Genomic DNA, 19,627 nt, shown 5'->3' on the forward strand with positions numbered 1-19,627 from the left:
CGTGCCGACGCGTACTGTCGGCCGCGGAAGTATTCAAGAAGCGCGATTGCTGCTCATCATCGACCGCAGCCTGCGGTATTCGTTGTCCTCTCCCTCCTTGATTCCTTTTCCTCGTCCTTACGAGGCATATGCGCTCGTTCATTTTCAGGAGATCCAACATGGATACCGGTACCGTCAAGTGGTTCAACGACAGCAAGGGCTTCGGCTTCATCACCCCCGACAACGGCAGCGACGATCTGTTCGCCCACTTCTCGGAGATCCGCGGCGATGGCTTCAAGACCCTCGCGGAAGGCCAGAAGGTCAGCTTCGAAACGAAAACGGGCCCCAAAGGCCTGCAGGCGGCGAACATCACCCCGCTGTAATCGCTGAACCGTCAGCCCCTGTTCGTGAAGCGGCACATCGCTGCCGCTTCACGTGCCGCGCCCTCCGTCGCAGGTAACGCGACTCGACGCGGGCACGGCCACCCGCTTCGCATCCGGCCGTCGGCCGGTGCGTATGCCGACACCCGACCCTCACTCGCCGCGCCGCACGGCCGACCGCACGCGCGCAAGCGGCGCACGTCATGCTCACCGAACCGCGCAAGCGGTGCAGCAGGAGAACCCGCATGACCCGAAACCAGCCTCGCCGCAACAAGGCGCCTGCGCGTGCCAGCCAGGCCATCACTTTGCCGAAGCTGGGCACCGCATTGAACTGGGTGCCGCCCAAACCGCCCGCGGTCACGAAATCGCGCGCGAAGAAACGCCCGCCTGCTCCGCAATAACCCGCCTGAAACCGGGCGACGTCCTCGACGAAATGCGTGCGCCAACCCGGAATAAGTTGGACGTTCGACGAAGGATGCGCGTATGATGGGCTCATCCGAACGATCGGCCGCCCTCCGACGTTCGCCCCTCCACCCGCCCGCTTGCTGCATCGCCCCTCCTTCGCGCTGCAACGTTGTCCCCTTCACCCACCGGCCCGCCCTGCAATGGGAATACTGGCCGAACGTGTTCGCCCATGCGACTCGCCGTGGCCGAACGCCAGGAGTTCGTCATGAGCATGCACGTCTATCGTGGATTCGAGATTTATCCGCTGATTTGCCCTCACGTGGCCGCGCCGCATGGCTGCCCGCACAACTACGACGCCGGGTTCGACGCGGCCGTCAAGATTTGCCTGCGCGGCACCACCGATACGCTGACGCAGAGCCAGACCTTCCGATTGCACGACATCTCCCCATTCGACAATGCCGGCGACGCACGTCGTGCGTCGGTGCGCTTTGCCGAGAACATCATCGACGACAATCGGGACAAACAGGGCTTCTTTTCCAGCGCGCGCTGACGCGCGCTCGTCGGCACAACACAATTTTTCGGTATTTTGGAGGACGAAATGATCATCGACGAACTGCTCGGCTTGATCGAACGGCATGAAGTCACCCGGATCGACACCGTCGTTCCCGCCAGAATCGCCGATTCAGCGATGTGCCACCAACCCGAGCTGCACATGTTCATGGCGGTACGTGCGCTCTCGATCGGAGCAGGATATTCGGAATTCGAATCCGACGAGATAGCCAGCGCCGTCATGACGCGGCTCGGCTAGCTTTCCGTTCCAGCCTTTTCCGACAGGATCTACATGACGACAATTACGCTGAAGCTCAACGAACCGATCGATGTCGCGCTGCGGCGATTCCGGCGCGACATCGAGAAAACCGGGCTGATTCGCGAATTGCGCGCCCGCACCGGCTACGAGAAGCCCACGACGGAGCGCAAGCGGAAGAAGGCCAGCGCCGTTGCCAGGCAGCGCCTGCGGGCCAAGCGCATGTTGCCGCCCCGAAAAATGTACTAGGAGGACATCGTGTACAACATGCCGGCCGAGGCGCCTCCGTTCTTCCCGCTGACGAAATGCGAAGTCGACTTCGATCAGCAGAACGACATGGTGACACTGCTGCCGAGCTTCTATGCATTCGGGTGCGAGTACACCAGCCGCGGGCTTCTGATCGGGCGTAGCGATGCGTTCAAGCTGATTGCCGCGATCGAGAAGGCGCTCGCCGTTCGGCAGTGATCCGACACCGGCGCACTCGCCAGCACCGACAACCACAAAAAGGACCATGCGCGGCCGGACCCAGTACGTCGATCTGCTCTACTTCCTCGTTGTCATGCAACTCGTCACCCGCAGGCAGACGCGCGCGTGGCTTTCGCCGTTCCAGCTCGCCGAATCGCTGCAGGCGTGGCTGGTCATCCATCGTGCGAAATGCGAGTGGCGCGATCGAGTGTGGATAGGCCACGCTTCGCTTCAGATCGCGAAATCGGCCGGCCCGGCCGACAGCGCCGCACTCGCGCAACCGCTCGCGCATGCCGAACCGGCGCCGGCGCCCGCTTCTCCGGACGCCTCGACGGATCGGGCGGGCCTGCGAATGGCGTGCATCCGTTACCTTCGCGAGCATGTCTGACCTTGATCCCCGTTGACGGGGCGACATGCAATCCGGCAACGGCGACCGACAGGCAGGGGTCGATGCGTCAGTGACATGCGAACGCGGTTCGCGTTCGTGCCGACATATCGGGGCGCGACCGATTAAAAAAGTCGCGTGCCGGCTTGGCGTTTCGACGCGGCCACGCCCGCGGCATGCTACATCGGGCGTCCCGATGATAAGCTCGGCATCGACGCGCTGTCGCGCACCCGTCACCCGACCGACCCCAAGCCTCCCGCGAGTCCGCTCATGCCCATCGCTCCTGCTGTCGTCTCCGCCTTCACCCCCACCGGCAAGCTCCGCGCATCGATCAACCTCGGCAACCCGATCCTCGCGAACCGCGATCCGGCAACGGGCGAACCGTTCGGCGTCTCGGTCGACCTCGCCCGTGCATTCGCCGAGCGCCTGTCGGCCGATCTGGAACTCGTGGTGTTCGACGCCGCCGGCAAATCGGTGCAGGCGCTGACCGACGAGCGCGCCGATTTCGGCTTCTTCGCGATCGATCCGCTGCGCGGCGAAACCGTCGCGTTCACCGCGCCGTACGTGCTGATCGAAGGTTTCTATCTCGTGCCCGACGCGTCGCCGATCCGCACCCATGCGGACGTCGACCAGCCGCACAACCGAGTGGCCGTCGGCAACGGGAGCGCGTACGACCTGTTCCTCACCCGCGAACTGAAAGCCGCGCGGATCGTGCGCGCGCCGACGTCGCAAGCGGTCGTGTCGACGTTCGTCGAGCAAAAGCTGGAAGTGGCGGCCGGCGTGAAGCAGCAGCTCGAAGCCGACGCCGCGAAAACGCCGGGCCTGCGCCTGCTCGACGAGCGCTTCATGGTGATCCGGCAGGCGATGGGCGTGCCGAAGAGCCGCGGCGACGCGGCGGCCGCGGTGCTGAACGCGTTCGTCGAGGAGATGAAGGCGTCGGGCTTCGTCGCCGATTCGCTGCGCCGGCACGGCATCACGGGCGCATCGGTCGCGCCGGCTGGCTGATCGACAGCCGCGCGGCGACGCGCCGAACGCGCCCATCCGTTGATCGACGGCATCTTCCGGCTCGCGGCTCGGGCATGCGATTTCAGCACGCGCCGGCTCGGTCCTCGCGCGCATGACGCGTGCGGAATCGCGGCAACGCAGCATCGCCGGGCACAGGACACTCGCAAATGGCGGAACGGCGCCGGACGTCGCGACCCCGCGACCGCCGAATGGGGCAATGTGCTGCTCCGCACAAACCCGTTGCGGACAGCGCCGGCTTCGGCCACGAAGCACCACCGGCGCAATTGTCGAGCCCGATCGGCCTCGTCCCCGCGCTAGCGCAAACCCGGACCCGGTTGCACTGTTCATCGTCATTCTGGTCCTGTATCGTCCTTCCATCCCCGATTGCGAAACCGGTGCATGGGAGGCTCTCGATGCGAAAAAAGAATGCTGCAGCCGTCTGGATCCTGATCGCGATGCTGGCAGGCATCGCAATCGGCTACATGGTCTTCGCGAGCTTTCCCGACAAAAGGGCCGCGACCGAAATCGCCGGCTACATCTCGCTCGTGTCCGACGTGTTCCTGCGGCTGATCAAGATGGTGATCGGGCCGCTCGTGTTCTCGACGCTGGTCGTCGGCATCGCGCACATGGGCGACGCGGCGTCGGTCGGGCGCGTGTTCGCGAAAGCGTTCGGCTGGTTCATCACCGCGTCGCTGGTCTCGCTGCTGCTCGGGCTGCTGATGGCGAACCTGCTGCGGCCCGGCGACAACCTCGGCCTGCCGCTGCCGGACATCGGCGCATCGGCGAACCTCGCGACCTCCAAGTTCACGTTGAAGGATTTCGTCGGCCACATGGTGCCGAAGTCGATCGCCGAGGCGATGGCGAACAACGAAATCCTGCAGATCGTCGTGTTCTCGATGTTCTTCGGCGTGGCGCTCGCCGCGCTCGGCGAACGCGGCAAGATCCTCGTGGCCGCGATCGATCAACTGTCGCACGTGATGCTGAAGATCACCGGCTACGTGATGAAGCTCGCGCCGCTCGCCGTATTGGCCGCGATGGCCGCGACCGTCGCGGTGAACGGGCTGTCGGTGCTGCTGAAGTTCGCGGTGTTCATGGGCGATTTCTATCTGAGCCTGTTCCTGCTCTGGGCGTTGCTCGTCTGCGCCGGGTTGCTGTTTCTCGGGCCGCGCGTGTTCAAGCTGCTGGTGCTGATCAAGGAAGCGTTCATGCTGTCGTTCGCGACGGCGAGCTCCGAAGCCGCATACCCGAAAATCCTCGACGCGCTCGATCGTTTCGGTGTGCGCCGCAAGATCTCGAGCTTCGTGATGCCGATGGGCTATTCGTTCAACCTCGACGGCTCGATGATGTACTGCACGTTCGCGTCGCTGTTCATCGCGCAGGCGTACAACGTCCATCTGTCGCTCGGCACGCAGATCACGATGCTGCTCGTGCTGATGCTCACGTCGAAGGGAATGGCCGGCGTGCCGCGCGCGTCGCTCGTCGTGATCGCCGCGACGCTGCACCAGTTCGGACTGCCGGAAGCCGGGCTGCTGCTGATCCTCGGCGTCGACACGTTCCTCGACATGGGCCGCTCGGCCACGAACGCGGTCGGCAACTCGATCGCGAGCGCGGTGGTCGCGAAATGGGAAGGACAACTGATGTCGGAGGCGGAAGCCGAGGCCAACGCGGCGCGCATCGAAGCGGAACAGGAAGCGACGATCGCACATCCGACGGAAGTCTGACGGAGGCCCGCCGATGAAGATGCAGCGATTCCGGCTTGCGCTCGCGCTCGCGAGCCTGCTCGCCGCCAGCGCGTCCGCGCGCGCGGACGATCTGCCCTCCCCGCCGCCGCGCGTCGAGCCGTTCGCGCCGGCGCAACTGACCGGCACGCTCGCGAAGGTGCGCGGCACCGGCACGATCGCGCTCGGCTATCGCGACGCGTCGATACCGTTCTCGTACCTGAATGCGCGCCGCCAGCCGATCGGCTATTCGATCGAGCTGTGCAAGGCGCTCGTGTCGTCGATCGAGGATGCGGTCAACAAGAGCCTGACGATCCGCTGGGTGCCCGTCACGTCGGACAACCGCATCGACGCGGTGGTCAACGGCCAGGTCGATCTCGAATGCGGCTCCACGACGAGCAACCTCGAGCGCCAGAAGCGCGTGGCGTTCTCGCCGATCATCTTCGTGGCCGGCACGAAGGTGATGGTGAAGCGCGGCGCGCCGATCCGCTCGTTCCGCGATCTCGCGGGCAAGAAAGTCGCGGTGACGGCCGGCACGACCAACGAGAAAGCGTTGCGCGACCTGGACCAGCGGTTCAGGCTCGGGATCCAGCTGCAGGTGGTACCGGACCATGCGCAAGGCTTCGCGCTCGTCGCGAACGGCGGCGCCGACGCGTTCGCGACGGACGACGTGCTGCTGTACGGCCTGATTGCCGAGAATGCGGGCAAGGGCGGCCAGTACGACGTGGTGGGCGATTACCTGTCGTACGACCCGTACGGCATCATGTTCCGCAAGGACGATCCGCAGCTCGCGCAGGTCGTGAAGAACACCTTCGTGGAACTGGCCGCCGACGGCGAGATCGCACGCCAGTACAAGCGCTGGTTCCTGCGCCCGCTTCCGTCGGGCCTGAGTCTCAACCTGCCGATGAGCCCGCAACTGGAAACCATCATCGAGACGATCGGCATCAAGGGCGAATGAGCGCGGCGGCAGGCCGATCGCATGGGCGCATGGGCAAGCGGCCCCGGTATCTCGCCTGACACCGGGGCCGCTTGCGACAAGCACCGCGTCTAACCGACGCGCGCTTCGCCCTGCCGCTCGGTTTCGCCGTCGGGCGATGCCGTTCGCGCCAGTACGGGCTTCAATGCCTGCCCCGTATGGCTCGCACTCACCTTCGCGAGCGCTTCCGGCGCCGCCGCCGCGACGATCGTGCCGCCGCCGACGCCGCCTTCCGGCCCGAGATCGATGATCCAGTCGGCTTCCGCGATCACGTCGAGATCGTGCTCGATCACGACGACGCTATGCCCCGCATCGACGAGCCGGTGCAGCACGCGAATCAGCTTCGCGACGTCGGCCATGTGCAGGCCGACCGTCGGCTCGTCGAGCACGTACAGCGTGTGCGGCGCCTTCTGGCCGCGCCGCGTGATGTCGTCGCGCACCTTCGTCAGCTCGGTGACGAGCTTGATGCGCTGCGCCTCGCCGCCGGACAGCGTCGGCGACGGCTGGCCGAGCGTCAGGTAGCCGAGCCCGACGTCCTTCATCAACTGCAGCGGATGCGCGATGTTCGAGATCGGCGCGAAGAATTCGACCGCCTCGTCGATCTCCATCGTCAACACGTCGCCGATGTTCCGGCCGCGCCACGTGACGGCGAGCGTTTCCGGATTGAAGCGCTGCCCGTGGCACACGTCGCACGGCACCTTCACGTCGGGCAGGAAGCTCATGCCGATCGTGCGCACGCCTTGCCCTTCGCAGGCCGGGCAGCGCCCGTCGCCGGTGTTGAACGAGAAACGCGACGCCGTATAGCCGCGTGCGCGCGCTTCGAGCGTATCGGCGAACAGCTTGCGGATCGTGTCCCACACGCCGATATAAGTGGCCGGGCACGAGCGCGGCGTCTTGCCGATCGGCGTCTGGTCGACCTCGAGCACGCGATCGATCTGCTCCCAGCCGCTCAGCGACTCGCAGCCCTGCCATGCATGCGTGACGTTCAGCGACGGCCGCGGTGCGCTGCGCGCGAGCACGCTCGAACGGAGGTTCGTGGCCGGTGCGTCCTGCTGCGCCGCCTTGCGCGCACGCCGCGTGGCCGGCGACGACAGCACCGAGCGGCCGACCGCGTCCAGCAGGTTCGTCATCAGCACGTCGCGCGCGAGCGTCGACTTGCCCGAGCCGCTCACGCCCGTCACCGCGACGAGCCGCGCGAGCGGAATGCCGACCGTGACGTCGCGCAGGTTGTGCAGCGTCGCGCCATGCACGGTCAGCCAGGCTTCCGGCACGGCCTCGCCGCCCTTCTTGCCCGGCAGGCTCACGCCGCGGCGCGGCTGCAGCGGGTGCGTCATCGGCTGCGCGAGCAATCGGCCCGTGACCGAGTCCGGCTGCGCGGCCAGATCGGCGACCGCGCCCTCGGCGACCAGCGTGCCGCCGCGCTTGCCCGCGCCCGGGCCGACGTCGATGATGTGATCCGCGCGGCGGATCGTGTCTTCATCATGCTCGACGACGACCAGCGTATTGCCCTTGTCGCCGAGCTTGCGCAATGCGTCGAGCAGGATCTGGTTGTCGCGCGGATGCAGGCCGATCGTCGGCTCGTCGAGCACGTAGCAGACGCCCTGCAGGTTGCTGCCGAGCTGCGCGGCGAGCCGGATGCGCTGCGCTTCGCCGCCCGACAGGCTCGGCGCCGCACGATCGAGGCTCAAGTAGCCGAGCCCGACTTCCTCGAGAAACGCGAGGCGGCTGCCGATCTCGCTGACGATGTCGCGCGCGATCTGCGCATCGCGCCCGGTGAGTTCCAGCGCGTCGATCCAGCGGCGCGTGTCCGATACCGTCCATTGCGCGACCTCGACGATCGGATGCGCGTCGAACGTGACCGCGCGCGCGGACGGGTTCAGCCGCGTGCCGTGGCAATCGGGGCACGGCTCGTTGCCGACACCTTCCGGTTCCTGCTCGTCCGACGGCAAGGTTTGCTCGCGGCCGCGATCGTCGCCGGCGAACACCGTGTCGTCGTATGCGGCGCGCTGTTCGCGCGTGAGCGTGACGCCGGTGCCGACGCAGGTCGTGCACCAGCCGTGCTTGCTGTTGTACGAGAACATCCGCGGGTCGAGCTCCGGATAGCTCGTGCCGCACACCGGGCACGCGCGCTTGACCGACAGCACCTTGACCGCGCCGACCCGGGCGGTCGAACGATCGTTGCGCATCGCATCGTGCAGCCCGTCGAGCGGCGCGAGCAGGTGCATCACGCCCTTGCCGAGCTCGAGCGTCTCGTCGAGCCTGCGCCGCAACTCCGCTTCGTTGTCCGGCGACACGACGATATCGGCCACCGGCAATTCGATCGTGTGCTCGCGGAAGCGGTCGAGCTTCGGCCACGGGTCGACCGTGACGAACTCGCCGTCGACGCGCAGATGCGTGCTGCCGCGCGCCTTCGCCCACTTCGCGAGATCCGTATACACGCCCTTCCGATTGACGACGAGCGGCGCGAGCAACCCGACGTGTTCGCCGCGATGGTCGCGCAGCAGTTGCGCGGCGATCGATTCGACGGATTGCGACGTGACCGGCGTGCCGTCATGGATGCAGTGTTGCAGCCCGAGCTTCACGTACAGCAGCCGCAGGAAATGCCACACCTCGGACGTGGTCGCGACCGTGCTCTTGCGCCCGCCGCGCGACAGCCGCTGCTCGATCGCGACGGTCGGCGGAATGCCGTACACGGCATCGACCTCGGGGCGGCCGGCCGGCTGCACGATCGAGCGCGCATACGCGTTCAGCGATTCGAGGTAGCGACGCTGGCCCTCGTGGAACAGGATGTCGAACGCGAGCGTCGACTTGCCGGAACCCGACACGCCGGTGATCACGTTGAACTTGCCGTGCGGGATGTCGACGTCGAGCGCCTTCAGGTTGTGCTCGCGCGCATTGACGATGCGCACGACGTCCTCGCCTTCGATCGCCCGGCGCGCGCGCGCCGCGTTCAGCACGGCCTGCAACGGCTTGCCTTCGTCGGCATGCACCGCGCCGGTATGCACCGCGCCGGTATGCACCGCGCCGGCATCCATCGCACGGTCGTACTGCAGCAGCGCCACGCCGGTATGCGATTCGGCGCAGGCCTTCACGTCGTCCGGCGTGCCCGCGCAGAGCACGAGGCCGCCGCCGTCGCCGCCTTCCGGGCCGAGATCGATCAGCCAGTCGGCCGCGCGGATCACGTCGAGGTTGTGCTCGATCACGATCAGCGAATGGCCGGCCGCGAGCAGCTTGCCGAATGCCTGCATCAGTTTCGCGATGTCGTCGAAGTGCAGCCCGGTGGTCGGCTCGTCGAACATGAACAGTTTCGCGCGTGCGATGCGCGCCTCTTCCGTCGCGACCCGGCGCCCGCCCGCCGCCGCCGCCGACTCGGCGAGGAAGCCGGCGAGCTTCAGGCGCTGCGCCTCGCCGCCCGACAGCGTCGGCACCGGCTGGCCGAGCTTCACGTATTCGAGGCCGACGTCGACGATCGGCTGCAGCACGCGCAGCACCTCGGCATCGGTCGCGAAGAACGCGGCCGCTTCGCTGACGGTCAGGTCGAGCACGTCGGCGATGTTCAGCGCGCGGCCGTCGCGCTCGATCCGCACTTCGAGGATTTCGGCACGGTAGCGGCTGCCGTCGCAATCCGGGCAGCGCAGGTAGACGTCGCTCAGGAACTGCATCTCGATGTGCTCGAAACCCGAGCCGCCGCAGGTCGGGCAACGGCCGTCGCCCGAGTTGAAGCTGAACGTGCCCGCGCCGTAGCCGCGCTGCAGCGCGAGCGGCGCCTTCGCGAACAGCTTGCGGATTTCGTCGAACGCGCCGACGTAGCTCGCCGGGTTCGAGCGCGTGGTCTTGCCGATCGGCGACTGGTCGACGAATACGACGTCGCCGACCTGGTCGGCGCCCGTCAGGCTGCGGTACGCACCCGGCGATTCGGTCGCCTTGCCGTGATGCCGCGCCATCGCCGGATACAGCACGTCCTGCAGCAGCGTGGATTTGCCGGAGCCGGACACGCCCGTCACGCACACGAGCCGCTGCAGCGGAATCTCGACCGTGACGTCGCGCAGGTTGTGCTCGGTCGCGCCTTCGAGCACGATGCGCGGCGTGTTCGCGTCGACCGCGCGGCGCGCCCAGTTCGACGCATGCGCGACCTGCTTGCGGCCGCCGAGATACTCGCCCGTCAGCGTGTGCGCGGAACGGATGTCCGACGGCGTGCCGTCGTACACGATCGTGCCGCCGCGCTCGCCCGGGCCCGGCCCCATGTCGATCAATCGATCGGCCGCGAGCATCACCGACGGATCGTGCTCGACGACGACCAGCGTGTTGCCCGCGTCGCGTAACCGCTGCATCGCCTCGACGATCCGCGTGAGATCGCGCGGATGCAGCCCGATGCTCGGCTCGTCGAGCACGAACAGGGTTTTCGTGAGCGACGTGCCGAGCGCGGTGGTCAGATTGATCCGCTGCACCTCGCCGCCCGACAGCGTGCGGCTCTGCCGGTCGAGCGTCAGGTAGCCGAGCCCGACGTCGCACAGGTATTTCAGGCGCGTGCGCACTTCGGCGAGCAGCAGCTTCAATGCGTCGTCGAGCAGCGCGCTCGGCAGCACGATTTCGTCGAAGAAGCGCCGGATGCGCTCGATCGGCAGCAGCATCAGATCGTGCACCGTCAGGCCGGGCAGCGCTTCGAGCTGCGCGCGGCTCCATTCGACGCCGCGCGGCATGAAGCGGTCGGCCGGCGCGAGCACGCCGTCGGCATTCTCCTTCGAGCCGAGCCGCCATTGCAGCGATTCCGTCTTCAGGCGCGCGCCGCCGCACACGTCGCACGGCGTATAGCTGCGGTATTTCGACAGCAGTACGCGGATGTGCATCTTGTACGCTTTCGATTCGAGGTAGCCGAAGAAGCGCTTCACGCCGTACCACTGGCTCTGCCACTTGCCGTTCCAGTCCGGCGAGCCGTTGACGACCCAGTCGCGCTCGGCGTCCGTCAGCTCGGACCACGGCACGTCGCGCCGGATGCCGGCTTTCGCCGCATAGCGCATCAGGTCGTCCTGGCACTCTTTCCACGCGGGCGTCTGCATCGGCTTGATCGCGCCGCCGCGCAACGTCTTGCGCGCATCGGGAATCACGAGCCCGAGATCGACGCCGATCACGCGACCGAAGCCGCGGCAGGTTTCGCACGCGCCGTATGCCGAGTTGAACGAGAACAGCGCCGCTTGCGGCTCCGCGTAACGCAGGTCGCTATCGGGATCGTGGAGCCCGGTGGAGAAGCGCCACACTTGCGGCTCGGCCAGCGCATTTTCCGCGTCCGCCGCCAGCACGTACACGTTCACGCGGCCGCCGCCGCGCTTCAGCGACGCCTCGATCGCCTCGACCACCCGCACCTTGTCGGCCTGCTGCACGCGGAAGCGGTCGGCCACCACGTCGAGCATCTTGCGCGGCCCGGTGGGCGACGCGACTTCGCGCTGCGCCTGCACGCGCGTGTAGCCGCTCGCCGACAGCCACTGCGCGATTTCCTCGTCGGACACCGCTTCCGGCAATTCGACCGGGAACGTGACGACCACGCGCGGATCGTCGGCCTGCGTGCGCGCGACGAGCTCCGCGTAGATCGTCTCCGGCGTGTCGTGCCGTACCTGCCGCGCGGTCTTGCGGTCGAACAGCTCGGCCGCGCGCGCATACAGCAGCTTCAGGTGGTCGTTCAGCTCGGTCATCGTGCCGACGGTCGAGCGCGAACTGCGGACCGGGTTGGTCTGGTCGATCGCGATCGCGGGCGGCACGCCGTCGACGCGCTCGACCTGCGGGCGATCCATCCGGTCGAGGAACTGCCGCGCGTAGGCACTGAAGGTTTCGACGTAGCGCCGCTGGCCTTCCGCGTACAGCGTGTCGAACACGAGACTCGACTTGCCGGAGCCGGACGGGCCGGTGACGACCGTCATTTCGCCGGTGCGCAGGTCGAGATCGAGATTCTTGAGGTTGTGCTGACGTGCTCCGCGAATGCGGATCAGATTGCTGGATGACAATTTGCCTGCCCGTCTGAATGAGTTAGCCGGAATTCACTGTGCCGCCGCGCCGCGGCGGATGTCGCACGCACGATGCCCGCGCCGGTCGAGTTCGACGGATACTATACTGTACATTCATACAGTTTTCCATTGACGGCTGCTGCCATCCGCACGACCGCCGCCTGGCCACGGCATCGCGCGCGCCTATGGCCCGAAATCGCGATTCCATTTATCGGCGCGCTCGCCGGGCAAGTAAAATTCCGTCGAAAAAGATGGGTTCCGTCTCTTTTTACTGGCTGCGTCATTCATACGACGAATTCACAAAATGTCACAATCTTGCTCATTACCGATGATTTATATTCCTTAACCGTTTGTTTCAATTGCATCAAAAAGCAAACGTTTGCCTGCTCGCACAGCCATGTTTGCCGTTTCAGTCGAGCAGGCCGATCACGATACCCCGGGGGCACGAATGCGCATATTGGTTGTGGAGGACGATCCCGTTCAGGCGGAGGAAGTGCAAAGCGCACTTTCCCCTTATTGCCACACGATCAAGGTCGTCGTCGATGGAGAGCAGGCGCTGCGCTACCTGCGGTCCGAATCCGTCGACGCCGTCGTGCTCGATTGGCACTTGCCCAGCCTGACCGGCATCGAAGTCCTGAACTGGATCCGGACGCGTGCGGATGTCGAATACGGCGTGCTGTTCCTCACCAGCCGCGTCGAGGAACTCGATGTCGTCAGGGCGCTGGAGGCCGGCGCCGACGACTATCTGAGCAAGCCGTTCCGCGCCGAGGAGCTCGCCGCGCGGGTCAACGCGCTGTTGCGCCGCGTTGCGCGCAACGTGAAGCGCGACGAGCCGATCCGGGCGGGCGCGTACGTGCTGGACCCGGTGGAGCGCGCGGTCCGGCTTCGCGATACCAAGATCGAATTGACGACGAAGGAATTTCAACTCGTCGCGTGCCTGTTTCACAATCTCGGCAAGATCATGTCGCGCGAGTTGCTGGCGACCACGGCGTGGGGGCGGGAACTGGGAACGGAGTCGCGTTCGCTCGATACGCATATCTACCGGATTCGGCAGAAGCTGAAACTCGGGATCGAGAACGGCTTGCGCCTTTCCGCCATCTATACGCTCGGTTATCGACTCGATCAGATCAAACCCGCCGCCGAAGCGTCGGCCGACGTTCGTCGCGACGTAGGCATGCTGATGGAAAGCCGCGCGTGAGTTTCGTTGCAGGTGGGTAGCCGTGTCTCGGGCAGGAGGCGCGGCTCCCGGCATGCGCCGACGACATGCGCCGGCGCTTCGTCACGCAACGAGGCGGGCTTCCGCGGCACTGGCCATCTCGAATCTCGCGCGGGCGCCGCAACGGCATTGCCGATGCTGATCGTCGCATTCTGCACCGCGACGAACCGCATCCGCACGGCGCCTGATATGCGCCGGCCGACGCGCCGGATTTCCTTGCACCGCACGCCGACGTAATGACCGCTCCGCGTTCGCTTTGAACTCCTATTCATTTCGGAACACGTGACCATCGGATCTCCGATGCCTCCCGGCGTTTTGACACCGACGCGTGCTGCAAGTCAGCCCGAACCGTCTACGTGCGCCCCATCCGATCCATCGCAATGATGGCAACGTCGTCACACGTTAACAATCATTCAATGCGTGACAAATGTTTGCTTTTTGATTCGAATGTTCCCCCCTAATATCTAGCATCACAAGGATCATGCAATTAAAGACGTTTATATCATTTTGGAAATGATCGATTCTCCGCACGGAAATCGGCACTCACCAATCTATAAAAGTCATCGCAAAGTACCCGACCAGAAATATTCTCGAAGACGAATTTATTCGTCCAAAAATCAAGATCGCATATTGAATTGGCAGTTGTTCCGACTATCCCATTTACAGTAACGGCGGCCTGCCGTCGAGCACGATTTTTTCATGCCGAGATACAGAAATGGAAAACCTCATGAAGCGATCGGTGATAAGCGCGACCGCGCGGCGTTGTCACGCGATCGACTTACCCGGCCCGCCCCAATCCCATTCGAGACCCGACACACTGTCGTGGTCGCACCCGATCATTCCATTCCGATATTTCGACGGCCGTGCGCCGTCGAAGTCGCCGAGCGACGCTCCCGCTCGAGACCCGCTTGCAGCGCCATGGACGACACCTCGCATCGCCCTCCATGGACAGCGCAAGATCTCGATCAACCGCCCATGACGCAAATTTTATTGTCACAAGACATTTAGCACGACTACTCAATCGTATCCGATAAAGATTTATTCCTTCATAGGGGTGATCAAGATGAATAGAGTGTACAAGGTCATATGGAGCAAGTCGCGCGGCACGTTCGTCGCAGCATCGGAGCTGGGCAAGGCGCGCGGCAAGGGCGACTCCGGCTCGGACGCCTCATGCGACCACCGGCTGGCGGGATCACACTCGGCGATCGGACAGCAACGGACCATTCGAATCCTTCTCGGCTTTGCGATCCCGGTTTTCCTCGGCGCGTCTTACCAGATCGCACACGCACAGTATTCCGCCGGTAACGGCAGCGCCACGGGCACCGGCGATGTCGCGATCTCCGGTGCCGGCGGCGCTGCCGCATCCGCCAGCGGCGGCCTGGGTGTCGCCATCGGTGGTGGAGCGTCGACGGCTGGACTGAATGCAATCGCGCTTGGCACGAACGCCCATTCGTCCGCAGCGGGCGCAATCTCGATGGGCGCAAACACGGTCGCAAACGGCGGGAATGCATTGGCGATCGGCGTGAACACCACGGCGTCCGGGCAGACGAGCACCGCGATCGGTCCCGCTTCCGTTGCGTCGGCCATCATGTCGACAGCAATCGGCCCCAACTCAAATGCGACCGGAGCAAACTCGGTTGCCCTGGGTCACTTGGCCGCTGCTACCGATACCGCCACGACAGCGATCGGAAACAGCGCAGTCGCAGGCAGCTCCGGAGCCAGCGCCTTCGGGCAGGCGGCCACGGCGTCCAACAGCAGCTCGACGGCCATCGGCGGCAACACCACGGCCAGCGGAATTGGTGCGAGCGCGATCGGGCATCAGGCGCTGGCGACCGGCACCAACGCTTCGTCGCTCGGTGCCTCCGCCGCCGCGACCGCCGAGAACGCCAGTGCGCTCGGCGATTTCTCGACGGCATCCGGAATCGGCAGCACGGCGTTGGGTGCGGGTGCCCGTGCGAGCGCCGACAACGCGCTGTCCGGTGGATTGAATGCGGCCGCGTCCGGCACGTCTTCGATTTCCCTCGGCAATTCGTCGATCGCCTCCAGCAATTCCGCGACGGCGCTCGGCGCCGGCAGTACGGCATCGGGCGATCATTCGACCGCGTTGGCGACGATGTCCACCGCGGCGGGCACCTATTCGATCGCCGCGGGTTTCGATGCGATCACCACCAACACCGCCGACGCCGGCATCGCGCTGGGTTCCGGCGCGTCGGTCAGCGGCGCGTCCGGCGTCGCGATCGGCGTCAACAGCGGCGCATCGGGCGTCAACGCGGTCGCGCTCGGGCCGGGCGGCACGGCCGGCGTGCCCGGTTCCGGCACGCAGGCGACCGGCGCCCAGGCGGTATCAATCGGCTACAACGCGCTCGCGAGCAATACCTACGCGCAGGCATTCGGCAGCCAGGCGACGGCGAGCGGCACGAGCTCGATCGCGATCGGCAACACCGCCACGGCCTCCACCCTGTTCGGCATTGCCCTCGGCAACCTGGCGACCGCATCCGGCATTTCCGGTGTCGCGCTCGGCGCCGGCGCGACCGCAGGCGCCGACAACTCGGTGGCCCTTGGCGTGAATGCCGGGGTCTCGGCATACGGCGGCGTCGCGATCGGCACCGGCTCGCAAGCGCTGGCCGGCTCGACGGTCGCATTCGGCGACACCAGCACGGTGGCCGCAGCCGCGGGCGCGGGTTCCATCGCCGGCGGTCACAACTCGCAGGTGACCGGCGGCACCGGTGCGATCGCACTCGGCGAAGGGCAGACCGCGAACGGCAACGGCGCGGTCGCGATCGGCGATCCGAACACGGCTACCGGCAACGGCGCGATGGCCATGGGCGCCAACAACACTGCGAACGGCAATGGCGCGGTCGCGCTGGGCAATACGAACGTCGCGACCGGACAGGGTTCCGTCGCGCTCGGCAACGCGTCGCAGGCCAATGTCGCGGGCGCGATCGCGATCGGCGATGCGGCCAACGTCCAGGCCGCGGCCACGGGCGGCGTCGCGCTCGGCTCGGGTGCGACTGCGAGCGTGGCCAACAGCGTCGCGCTCGGTGCGAATTCGGCGACGGTCGCGGCCACGCCGACTTCGAGCGCGGTCATTGGCGGCGTGACCTACAACTTCGCGGGCGCGGCACCGGCCGGCGTCGTGAGCGTCGGTGCGCCGGGCGCGGAGCGCCAGATCCAGAACGTCGCGGCCGGCCAGTTGAGCGGCGCCAGCACCGACGCGGTCAACGGGTCGCAGTTGTTCGCGACCAACCAGCAAGTAACGGCAAACACGACCGCGATATCGAACATCAACAACGGCGCGGGCATCAAGTACTTCCACGCGAATTCGACTGCGCCCGATTCGTCGGCGACCGGCGCCGATGCCGTCGCGATCGGCGGCAACGCGCAAGCGACGGTCGCGAATTCTGTCGCGCTCGGCGCGAACGCGACCACCACCGCCGCCACCCCGACCTCGAGCGCGGTCATCGGCGGCGTGACCTACAACTTCGCGGGCGCAGCCCCCACCGGCGTCGTGAGCGTCGGTGCGCCGGGCGCGGAGCGCCAGATCCAGAACGTCGCGGCCGGCCAGTTGAGCGGCGCCAGCACCGACGCGGTCAACGGTTCGCAATTGTTCGCGACCAACGAGCAGGTGACGGCCAACACGACGGCCATCTCGAACATCAACAATGGCGCCGGTATCAAATACTTCCACGCGAACTCGACGCTGGCCGACAGCCAGGCGACCGGGACGGACAGTATTGCCGTCGGTCCTCAGGCAGTCGCGAGCGCGGCCGACAGCCTGGCCGCCGGCACCGGCGCGCAATCGAGCGCGGCGAGCGGCGTGGCGCTCGGTGCGCAGACGGCCGTTTCGATAGCCGGCGGGGCCGCGATCGGCTCGGGCGCCGTATCGGATCGCGCCATCGCGGCCGGCAGCGGAACGATTCCGGCCGGCAGCCACACCGTACCGTTCAATACGTCCGACGCGACCCTGCTGGGCGCCGTGTCGTTCGGCAGTGCATCGGGCAACACGTACCGGCAACTGATCAACGTCGCCGACGGGACCGACGCGCACGATGCGGTCACGGTCCGGCAGTTGACCGGCGCCCTGCAATCGTTCGCCGTCACGCCGACGATGTACTTCCATGCCAACTCGTCCGCCGCCGATTCGCTCGCGGTAGGCGCGGAATCGATCGCGGTGGGCCCGACCACCGTCGTCAATGGAGACAACGGCGTCGGGATCGGCAACGGTGCGATCGTGCAGCAGACGGCGCCCGGCGGCGTGGCCATCGGCCAGGCCGCGAACTCGGGGCAGGCCGATGCCATCGCGCTGGGCAGCGGCGCGAATGCGACGGGGCCGCAATCGATCGCACAAGGCGCGAACGCCGTTGCCGGCACGTCGGGCGGCATCGCGATCGGCTCCGGCGCGAACAGCAGCGCAGCCGACGCCATCGCGTTGGGCTCGGGCGCCAGCGCGAGCTTCGCGAACAGCATCGCGCTCGGCGCCGGCTCGGTCACGACGGTCGGCGCGCAGTCGAACTACATTGCGTACGGCTTGAGCAGCCCGCAGTCGTCTGCCGGCGAAATCAACGTCGGCAACCGCAAGATCACCGGTCTCGCCGCCGGCTCGGCCGGCACCGACGCGGTCAACGTCAGCCAGCTCGAGGCCGTCAACCAGAACCTGACGACGCTGATCCAGAACATCAGCAGTACCAACGGTAACGGCGGCTTCCCGTCGACCCCGGGCTCGTCGACGCCGCCCGCATCGACGGGCTCGAACTCGTCAGCAGGCGGCAACGGCGCGGTGGCGTCCGGCTCGAACAGCACGGCGGTCGGCAACGGCTCGACCGCATCGGGCACCGGCTCGACGACGATCGGCTCGGGCGCGACGTCGTCCGGCAACGGCTCCGTGGCGATCGGCTCGGGCAGCAACGACGGCGGGCGCAACAACGTCGTGTCGATCGGCACGGCGACTTCGACGCGGCAACTCACGAACGTCGCCGCCGGCACCGCGCCCACCGATGGCGTCAATGTCCAGCAACTGAATGCCGCGGTGGGCAACGCGAACGCGTACACCGACGCGAAGATCCAGTCGCTGCGACGCGACGCGGACGGCGGCACCGCCAGCGCGATGGCCGTCGCGGGCCTGCCGCAACCGTCCGGCCCGGGCAAGAGCATGGTGGCGATCGCCGGCAGCGTCTATCGCAGCCAGTCGGGGCAGGCGATCGGCATCTCGACGATCTCCGAGAACAATCACTGGATCTATAAGGCCGCCATCACGACCAACACGCGCAACGACTACGGCGCCGTGATCGGCGCGGGTTACCAGTGGTGACGGCGGAAAAACGGCGGTCCTGCAGCGACACGCGGCGGCCGCGCGCAACGATCGATCGTTGCCGCGGCGCCGGATACGCGGCTCCTTATACGATGAGAGACTGATCATGAAAATCCAATGGGCACTTGTGCTGTCCGTCAGTGTGCTTTCCGTTGCATCCCTGGCAGGCTGTGCGGCCGACGGGCCGCCCCGCTTCCCGGATCCGCAATCCGCCAGCCCGAAGGGCGGCACGTTCGTGAACGTGGCCAACCTGCGTAACGTCGGGCCCGGCCTGAACAAGGACCAGATGTTCGACCTGCTCGGTCCTCCTCACTTCAACGAGTGGTTCGTCGGCAGCCACGTGTGGAACTACCTGTTCGACTTCCGCCGCGGCAACGAAGTCGTTTCGTGCCAGTACCAGGTGCGCTACGACGAGCACATGAAGGTGAGCAATACGTACTGGCGCGACCCCGCATGCGCGGACTTCGTGCGCACGCAATCCGCCGCGCCGGCGGCCGCGGCAGAGTCGCCGGCCGCGCCGATCGAGCAATTCACGCTGCAAAGCGACGCGCTGTTCGCGTTCGGCCAATCGAGCCTCGAATCGATGCAGCCGGGCGGCAAGGCGCAGCTCGACGATGCGGTCGAGCGAATCAAGCGCCACAAGACGATCACGCGGATCGTCGTCGTCGGGCACACCGACCGGATCGGCCCCCCCGCGGTGAACGACCCGCTGTCGCGCGCGCGGGCGCAAACGGTCCGCCGCTATCTGATCGCGCATGGCCTGGACGGAAACGTCATCGAGGCGGACGGCGTGGGATCGCGCGAGCCCGTCGCGCATTGCCCGCCCGGCCAGAGCCGCGCCGTGATCGCGTGCCTGCAGCCCGATCGCCGGGTCTCGATCGCGCTCAGCGGCCGCGACTGACCGGCCGCGACGCCGGTGGCGTCATTCACGCTTCGCCTGCGTGGCGGGCGCCACCATCGAACGACCGGCAAACCGGCATCGCGCCCCT

Annotated in this window: 15 protein-coding genes and 1 pseudogene; 14 read left to right on the forward strand and 2 right to left on the reverse strand. The window is 66.5% G+C overall.

Going from position 1 to position 19,627, the window contains the following annotated elements; all coding sequences use genetic code 11:
- Nucleotides 1-158: 158 nt before the first annotated feature.
- From LGM42_RS25210 to LGM42_RS25255, 10 genes are all read left to right on the forward strand, one after another.
- Nucleotides 159-362, forward strand: a complete 204-nt coding sequence (locus LGM42_RS25210; RefSeq protein WP_059577435.1) for a cold-shock protein — start codon at nucleotides 159-161, stop codon at nucleotides 360-362.
- 242 nt (nucleotides 363-604) lie between these two features.
- Nucleotides 605-760: a hypothetical protein gene (locus LGM42_RS25215; RefSeq protein WP_196485776.1), complete on the forward strand. Its 156-nt coding sequence runs from the start codon at nucleotides 605-607 to the stop codon at nucleotides 758-760.
- A 269-nt stretch (nucleotides 761-1,029) separates the two neighbouring features.
- Nucleotides 1,030-1,314, forward strand: coding sequence for a hypothetical protein (locus tag LGM42_RS25220; protein ID WP_226233568.1), 285 nt, complete (start codon nucleotides 1,030-1,032; stop codon nucleotides 1,312-1,314).
- A 48-nt stretch (nucleotides 1,315-1,362) separates the two neighbouring features.
- Nucleotides 1,363-1,572 carry a hypothetical protein gene (locus LGM42_RS25225; protein WP_059577999.1) on the forward strand — a complete coding sequence of 70 codons (210 nt, stop codon included), beginning with the start codon at nucleotides 1,363-1,365 and terminating at the stop codon, nucleotides 1,570-1,572.
- Nucleotides 1,573-1,605: 33 nt separating this feature from the next.
- Nucleotides 1,606-1,818 carry a 30S ribosomal protein S21 gene (gene rpsU / locus LGM42_RS25230; RefSeq protein WP_060313938.1) on the forward strand — a complete coding sequence of 71 codons (213 nt, stop codon included), beginning with the start codon at nucleotides 1,606-1,608 and terminating at the stop codon, nucleotides 1,816-1,818.
- Between the two features lie 9 nt (nucleotides 1,819-1,827).
- Nucleotides 1,828-2,034 carry a hypothetical protein gene (locus tag LGM42_RS25235; RefSeq protein ID WP_059577428.1) on the forward strand — a complete coding sequence of 69 codons (207 nt, stop codon included), beginning with the start codon at nucleotides 1,828-1,830 and terminating at the stop codon, nucleotides 2,032-2,034.
- Between the two features lie 46 nt (nucleotides 2,035-2,080).
- The gene (locus LGM42_RS25240; protein ID WP_059577425.1) at nucleotides 2,081-2,422 is read left to right on the forward strand and encodes a hypothetical protein; all 342 of its coding nucleotides are present in this window, start codon (nucleotides 2,081-2,083) and stop codon (nucleotides 2,420-2,422) included.
- Nucleotides 2,423-2,689: 267 nt separating this feature from the next.
- The gene (locus LGM42_RS25245; protein ID WP_226233570.1) at nucleotides 2,690-3,424 is read left to right on the forward strand and encodes an ABC transporter substrate-binding protein; all 735 of its coding nucleotides are present in this window, start codon (nucleotides 2,690-2,692) and stop codon (nucleotides 3,422-3,424) included.
- A gap of 413 nt (nucleotides 3,425-3,837) precedes the next feature.
- Nucleotides 3,838-5,145, forward strand: coding sequence for a dicarboxylate/amino acid:cation symporter (locus LGM42_RS25250; protein WP_226233572.1), 1,308 nt, complete (start codon nucleotides 3,838-3,840; stop codon nucleotides 5,143-5,145).
- 13 nt (nucleotides 5,146-5,158) lie between these two features.
- Complete coding sequence (locus LGM42_RS25255; protein ID WP_059577419.1) at nucleotides 5,159-6,100, forward strand: amino acid ABC transporter substrate-binding protein; 942 nt, start codon at nucleotides 5,159-5,161, stop codon at nucleotides 6,098-6,100.
- A gap of 89 nt (nucleotides 6,101-6,189) precedes the next feature.
- Here the strand turns inward: LGM42_RS25255 and uvrA are convergent, their stop codons facing one another.
- Complete coding sequence (uvrA, locus tag LGM42_RS25260; protein WP_226233573.1) at nucleotides 6,190-12,114, reverse strand: excinuclease ABC subunit UvrA; 5,925 nt, start codon at nucleotides 12,112-12,114, stop codon at nucleotides 6,190-6,192.
- Between the two features lie 448 nt (nucleotides 12,115-12,562).
- Here uvrA and LGM42_RS25265 point away from each other — a divergent pair, with 448 nt between their 5' ends.
- Both LGM42_RS25265 and LGM42_RS33395 read left to right on the forward strand, forming a co-directional pair.
- On the forward strand, nucleotides 12,563-13,312 hold the full coding sequence (locus LGM42_RS25265; RefSeq protein WP_059583773.1) for a response regulator transcription factor: 750 nt from the start codon (nucleotides 12,563-12,565) through the stop codon (nucleotides 13,310-13,312).
- 1,081 nt (nucleotides 13,313-14,393) lie between these two features.
- Nucleotides 14,394-14,486 (forward strand): annotated as a pseudogene (locus LGM42_RS33395) (ESPR domain-containing protein); the annotation flags it as partial.
- A 113-nt stretch (nucleotides 14,487-14,599) separates the two neighbouring features.
- Here the strand turns inward: LGM42_RS33395 and LGM42_RS33400 are convergent.
- Nucleotides 14,600-14,920, reverse strand: coding sequence for a DNA-directed RNA polymerase II (locus LGM42_RS33400; protein WP_413227431.1), 321 nt, complete (start codon nucleotides 14,918-14,920; stop codon nucleotides 14,600-14,602).
- Here LGM42_RS33400 and LGM42_RS25270 point away from each other — a divergent pair.
- Together LGM42_RS25270 and LGM42_RS25275 are read left to right on the forward strand one after the other, a co-directional pair.
- On the forward strand, nucleotides 14,805-18,638 hold the full coding sequence (locus tag LGM42_RS25270) for a YadA family autotransporter adhesin (RefSeq protein ID WP_413227430.1): 3,834 nt from the start codon (nucleotides 14,805-14,807) through the stop codon (nucleotides 18,636-18,638). The genes LGM42_RS33400 and LGM42_RS25270 overlap by 116 nt on opposite strands.
- A 106-nt stretch (nucleotides 18,639-18,744) precedes the next feature.
- On the forward strand, nucleotides 18,745-19,539 hold the full coding sequence (locus tag LGM42_RS25275) for an OmpA family protein (protein WP_226233576.1): 795 nt from the start codon (nucleotides 18,745-18,747) through the stop codon (nucleotides 19,537-19,539).
- The last annotated feature ends 88 nt before the right edge of the window (nucleotides 19,540-19,627 follow it).

The organism is Burkholderia sp. AU39826 (assembly GCF_020419965.1).
GTDB classification, from domain to species: Bacteria; Pseudomonadota; Gammaproteobacteria; order Burkholderiales; family Burkholderiaceae; genus Burkholderia; species Burkholderia semiarida.